Source organism: Raineya orbicola, from assembly GCF_002843425.1.
GTDB classification, from domain to species: Bacteria; Bacteroidota; Bacteroidia; order Cytophagales; family Thermonemataceae; genus Raineya; species Raineya orbicola.
Window position 1 is genome coordinate 1 of sequence record NZ_NKXO01000072.1, and the last position, 5,168, is coordinate 5,168.

Annotated in this window: 4 protein-coding genes; 1 reads left to right on the forward strand and 3 read right to left on the reverse strand. The window is 38.9% G+C overall.

Annotated elements, in window-relative coordinates:
- Positions 1-234: 234 nt before the first annotated feature.
- Positions 235-1,623, reverse strand: coding sequence for a dihydrolipoyl dehydrogenase (gene lpdA, locus Rain11_RS13485; RefSeq protein ID WP_101359897.1), 1,389 nt, complete (start codon positions 1,621-1,623; stop codon positions 235-237).
- Positions 1,624-1,716: 93 nt separating this feature from the next.
- A complete protein-coding gene (locus Rain11_RS13490) occupies positions 1,717-2,700 on the reverse strand; it encodes a pyruvate dehydrogenase complex E1 component subunit beta (RefSeq protein ID WP_101359894.1) in 984 nt (327 codons plus the stop codon).
- A 180-nt stretch (positions 2,701-2,880) separates the two neighbouring features.
- Here Rain11_RS13490 and Rain11_RS13495 point away from each other — a divergent pair, with 180 nt between their 5' ends.
- A complete protein-coding gene (locus Rain11_RS13495; RefSeq protein WP_101359895.1) occupies positions 2,881-4,386 on the forward strand; it encodes a GH3 auxin-responsive promoter family protein in 1,506 nt (501 codons plus the stop codon).
- Here the strand turns inward: Rain11_RS13495 and Rain11_RS13500 are convergent.
- On the reverse strand, positions 4,383-4,976 hold the full coding sequence (locus tag Rain11_RS13500) for a cytochrome c oxidase subunit 3 (protein WP_101359896.1): 594 nt from the start codon (positions 4,974-4,976) through the stop codon (positions 4,383-4,385). The genes Rain11_RS13495 and Rain11_RS13500 overlap by 4 nt on opposite strands.
- Between the last annotated feature and the right edge of the window lie 192 nt (positions 4,977-5,168).

A 5,168-nucleotide genomic window follows, 5' to 3' on the forward strand; every position in this document is an offset into this window, starting at 1 on the left:
ATGCCAATCTGATAAATATTTTTGCAAAACAGCTAACATTTCATTACCTTTGCGTAAAGCTTTCCCTTGTGTGTGAGCCATATAAACTTTGTTTTTTCTCTCAACAATTATATGGCTCTTTTTTTACTTTTTCAAACTAAAAATTTTGTCGGAGGACTGAAAGGCAAAAGTTTGAAAAGTTATCGTAAAAAAAGGCAGTTTTTACACTGCCCTTTCTGCAAGCAAAGTGAAGAATTAAATATGTATCACTTCTCCATAAGCCGCCGCAACTGCTTCCATAATAGCCTCACTCATCGTAGGGTGCGGGTGCACGGATTTGATAATTTCGTGTCCTGTGGTTTCAAGATTGCGAGCTACTACTACTTCTGCAATCATTTCCGTAACATTTGCCCCAATCATATGGCAACCGAGCCACTCGCCATATTTGGCATCAAAAATCACCTTAATAAAACCATCGCTCACGCCACCTGCTTTAGCCTTACCCGATGCCGTAAAAGGAAATTTTCCCACCTTTATATCATATCCTTTTTCTTTGGCTTGTGCTTCGGTAAGCCCTACGGAAGCAATTTCGGGCTGGCAATATGTACAACCGGGTATATTGTTGTAATTGAGTGGGTGAGGGTTCAAACCTGCTATTTTTTCTACGCAAATTATACCTTCGGCAGAAGCTACGTGTGCCAAAGCAGGACCGGGCGTAATATCACCAATAGCATAGATACCCGCAACGCTCGTTCTATAATATTCATCAACCACTACTTTGCCCTTATCTGTTTTCACGCCTGCTTCTTCCAATCCAATTCCTTCAATGTTAGCCGTAACCCCCACTGCCGAAAGCACCACATCACACTCCATTTGCTCCATACCATTAGGGGTTTTAATCGTAACCTTACAACCCGCACCCGAAGTATCCACAGCCTCTACGGTAGAAGATGTAAGAATTTTAATGCCCATTTTCTTGTAAGATTTTTCAAGTTGTTTTGAAATTTCTTCATCTTCCACAGGCACAATGCGAGGCATAAACTCTACAATTGTTACATCTGTACCAATGGAATTGTAAAAATACGCAAACTCTACCCCTATTGCTCCCGAACCCATAATAATCATCTTTTTGGGCTGCTTATCCATATACATTGCCTTGCGATAGCCAATTACTTTTTCGTTATCAATTTTGATGTTTGGTAATTCCCTTGCTCTGCCACCCGTAGCCAAAAGAATATGTTTAGCTTCTAATAATTTTTTAGAACCATCTTTGGCGGTTACTTCTACTTTTTTATCGCGGGTAAGTTTGGCAAAACCTTCAATAAGTTCTACTTGATTTTTACGGAAAAGAAACTGAATACCTTTACTCATACCTGCGGCAACATCTCGGCTACGCTGAATCATAGCTTTGAAATCGGCTTGAGCCTGCTGAATGTGTATGCCATAGTCTTGGGCGTGCTTGATGTATTCAAAAACTTGTGCCGATTTGAGCAAGGCTTTTGTAGGGATACAACCCCAATTTAAGCAGATGCCTCCGAGTTCAGCGGCTTCTACTACTGCTGTTTTCAAGCCCAATTGTCTGGCTCTAATAGCGGCAACATAACCGCCCGGTCCGCTTCCTATCACAATTAAGTCGTAATTCATAAGAAAAAAGGTTTTTGTTGAAATATTGCGTTGCAAAATAACAAAAAACCCCGACACTCCGAGAGGTCAGGGAGTAAGTTTTAGTAAAAGTTACTATTTTCGGTAAGTTACGGCTTTGATAGCCTCCAAAGTACGTTTAGGGTTAGGTAAAATAGCTTCAATAAGTGTAGGAGCATATGGTAAAGGCACGTCCATACTATTGATGCGGTGAATGGGAGCATCAAGATAATCAAAAGCGTGGCGTTGAACGTGATAAGCAATTTCAGAAGAAATTGCCGCAAGAGGCCAAGCCTCTTCTACTACCACCAAACGATTGGTTTTCTTGACAGACTCCACTACGGTTTTGTAGTCAATAGGACGAACGGTACGCAAATCAATCACTTCTACTGAAATTCCCTCTTTGGCGGCTTCATCAGCGGCGGCGTGAGCCACTTTCATCATTTTACCAAAAGAAACCACCGTTACATCTGTACCTGTACGCGTAACTTTGGCAACCCCCAACGGGATAAGATATTCCTCTTCGGGAACTTCGCCTTTATCACCATACATTAGCTCCGACTCCATAAAAATCACGGGGTCATCATCACGAATAGCAGTTTTCAGCAAACCTTTGGCATCATAAGGATTAGAAGGTACTACTACTTTGAGCCCAGGCGTATTGGCATACCAGTTTTCAAAATTTTGTGAGTGTTGCGAACTTAACATACCCGCATTTCCTGTGGGCCCCCTAAACACAATCGGTACAGAATACTGCCCCCCCGACATAGACATCATTTTCGCCGCCGAATTGATAACTTGGTCAATAGCTACCAGCGAAAAATTGAAAGTCATAAATTCTATAATAGGGCGAAGTCCATTCATTGCCGCACCTACTCCAATGCCTGCAAAACCTAATTCGGCAATGGGCGTATCAATCACCCTTTCAGGACCAAACTCGGCGAGCATACCTTGACTCACCTTGTAAGCACCATCATATTCTGCTACTTCCTCCCCCATCAAAAATACACGCGGGTCTCTTCGCATTTCTTCACTCATTGCCTCACGTAGGGCTTCACGAAATTGTATTACTCGGCTCATTGACAAATTGCATTTTTACGTGCTAAAATTGTGTTTTATTTGTTTTTTTCCAAAAAAAAAGCTAAAAAAATTTTTGTCCATTTCTTGATATGCCTTTTCATAGTATTTATGTAGCATTTTTTTGTAAAAAATTTACTTATCTTTGAAGCAATTTTTCAACCAATCATTACTCCATCTGTTATGGGCATACGTTCTTTTTTGGCAAAACCACTTTCAGCTTACGTAGTAGCACGTCAGGAAAAATGGGCAAAAAATCCTGAAGTATCCCAAGAAAAAGTTTTTCAAACTATCATCAAACAGGCTCAGCATACTATTTTCGGAAAAGAACACGATTTTGCAGGCATTCGCAACCACACTGATTTTGTACAAAGAGTACCCATACGTGATTACGAAGGATTTAAACCTTATATTGAACAAATTTTGCAAGGCAAAGAAGATGTACTTTGGCGTGGAAAACCGCTATATTTTGCCAAAACCAGTGGCACTACTTCGGGGGTAAAATACATACCTATCTCCCGCGATTCTATTCACAATCATATCAACGGAGCGAAAAATGCCTTATTAAATTATATCTATGAAACAGGTAACGCCGATTTTGTGGATAGAAAACTTATATTTCTTTCAGGAAGTCCCGTATTGGAAAATAAAAATGGCATTCTTACAGGCAGACTTTCAGGCATTTCTAATCATCACGTACCTGCATACTTGCGTAGCAACCAGTTGCCCTCTTGGGAAACCAATTGCATAGAAGATTGGGAGGAGAAGTTAGAGAAAATTATTGATGAAACACTACACGCCGATATGAGCCTGATTTCGGGTATTCCCCCTTGGGTGCAAATGTATTTTGATAGAATTACCGCCCGAACAGGTAAAAAAATTAAAGATGTTTTCTCTAATTTTTCGGTATTTGTGTACGGAGGCGTTAATTTTGAACCTTACAAAGCTAAACTTTTTGATAGCATTGGTAAAAAAATTGATAGCATTGAGCTTTTCCCTGCTTCGGAAGGTTTTTTTGCTTATCAAGATAAATTCCACCCCGACCACAACGGCGGTATGCTCTTGCTCTTGGATACAGGTATTTTTTACGAATTTATCCCCACAGAAGAGTACTTCAATGAAAAACCTACTCGTCTTACTATTGGAGAAGTGGAATTAAACAAAAATTATGCTTTGGTACTTAGTAGTAATGCGGGTTTGTGGGCGTATTCTATTGGCGATACTATCAAATTTGTTTCTAAAAATCCATACAGAGTAGTGGTTACAGGCAGAATTAAGCATTTTATTTCAGCCTTTGGCGAACACGTAATTGGCGAAGAAGTAGAAAAAGCCCTCAAATATGCCTTAGACCAATTTCCTGAAACCGAAGTGCTTGAATTCACCGTTGCCCCGCAAGTAACCCCTACCGAAGGCTTGCCCTATCACGAATGGCTCATTTCTTTTGCCAAAGAACCCAAAGATTTAACTCAATTTGCCCAAGCTTTGGATAAAAAAATGACAGAACTTAATGTGTATTATGATGATTTGATTTCAGGAGCTATTTTGCGACCTCTTGTAATTACACGTCTGCAACCCAATGCTTTCATTGAATATATGAAATCTTTGGGCAAATTAGGAGGACAAAATAAAGTTCCCCGACTTTCTAACGACAGAAAAATCGCAGATGTGCTTTACCAATGGAAAATTTAGTGCTGAATGTAGAAAAAAATGTACAAATACAGCCACAAAATATCTAAAAAATGCCAAAAGCGAGTGGTGAGTTTCAAACGTTTTTGGGTAGGCGGATTGACTGCGTGAATGAAATCATCAACATAACTTTCTCGTTTTACAGCTTTCCAAAATACTATCCACAAAGCCACCATTCCCGCAAGCAGGTGCAAAATATGCAAGCCCGAGAGCAAATACAAAAAGTTTGCCGCCGCACCTGCTTTTTTACCAAAAAATAAACCTTGTGCTTCCAATTGTTTCCAGCCCAAATACTGACAAATCAAAAAGAAAAAGCCTAAAACAAAAGTAGTACCCAATAGATACTTGTAAGTAAAGAAATCTTGTTTTTCAAAAGCTGTATTGGCTACGAAAAGCGTATAACTGCTCACAAGCATAAAAAAAGTGCTAAAACCAAATAATTTAGGCATTTTGAAATCAATCCAATCAGCAGAACCTTTTCGGGCTAAATAAGCAAATGTGATAAAAAGAAATACCAAAGCCATACTTATCATTGCAAAAAGCAATAAATTTTCTTGGTAATCTCTTTTTTTCTGAAAAACTTTGAAGAGCATAGTTACAAGTTTTACAAGCAAAACAAAAATAAAAGGATTTGGTTTTCTCTTACAAAAATTACAAGAAACGTGAATTATAAGTCTAACTTATTGTTTTCAAGGGATTTAAATAAAAAAACTTAGGGTAATTGAAAAAATGATTAACTTTGAGTTGTACTTTTTAAATATTTAATCATATGAGTCAATTACCTC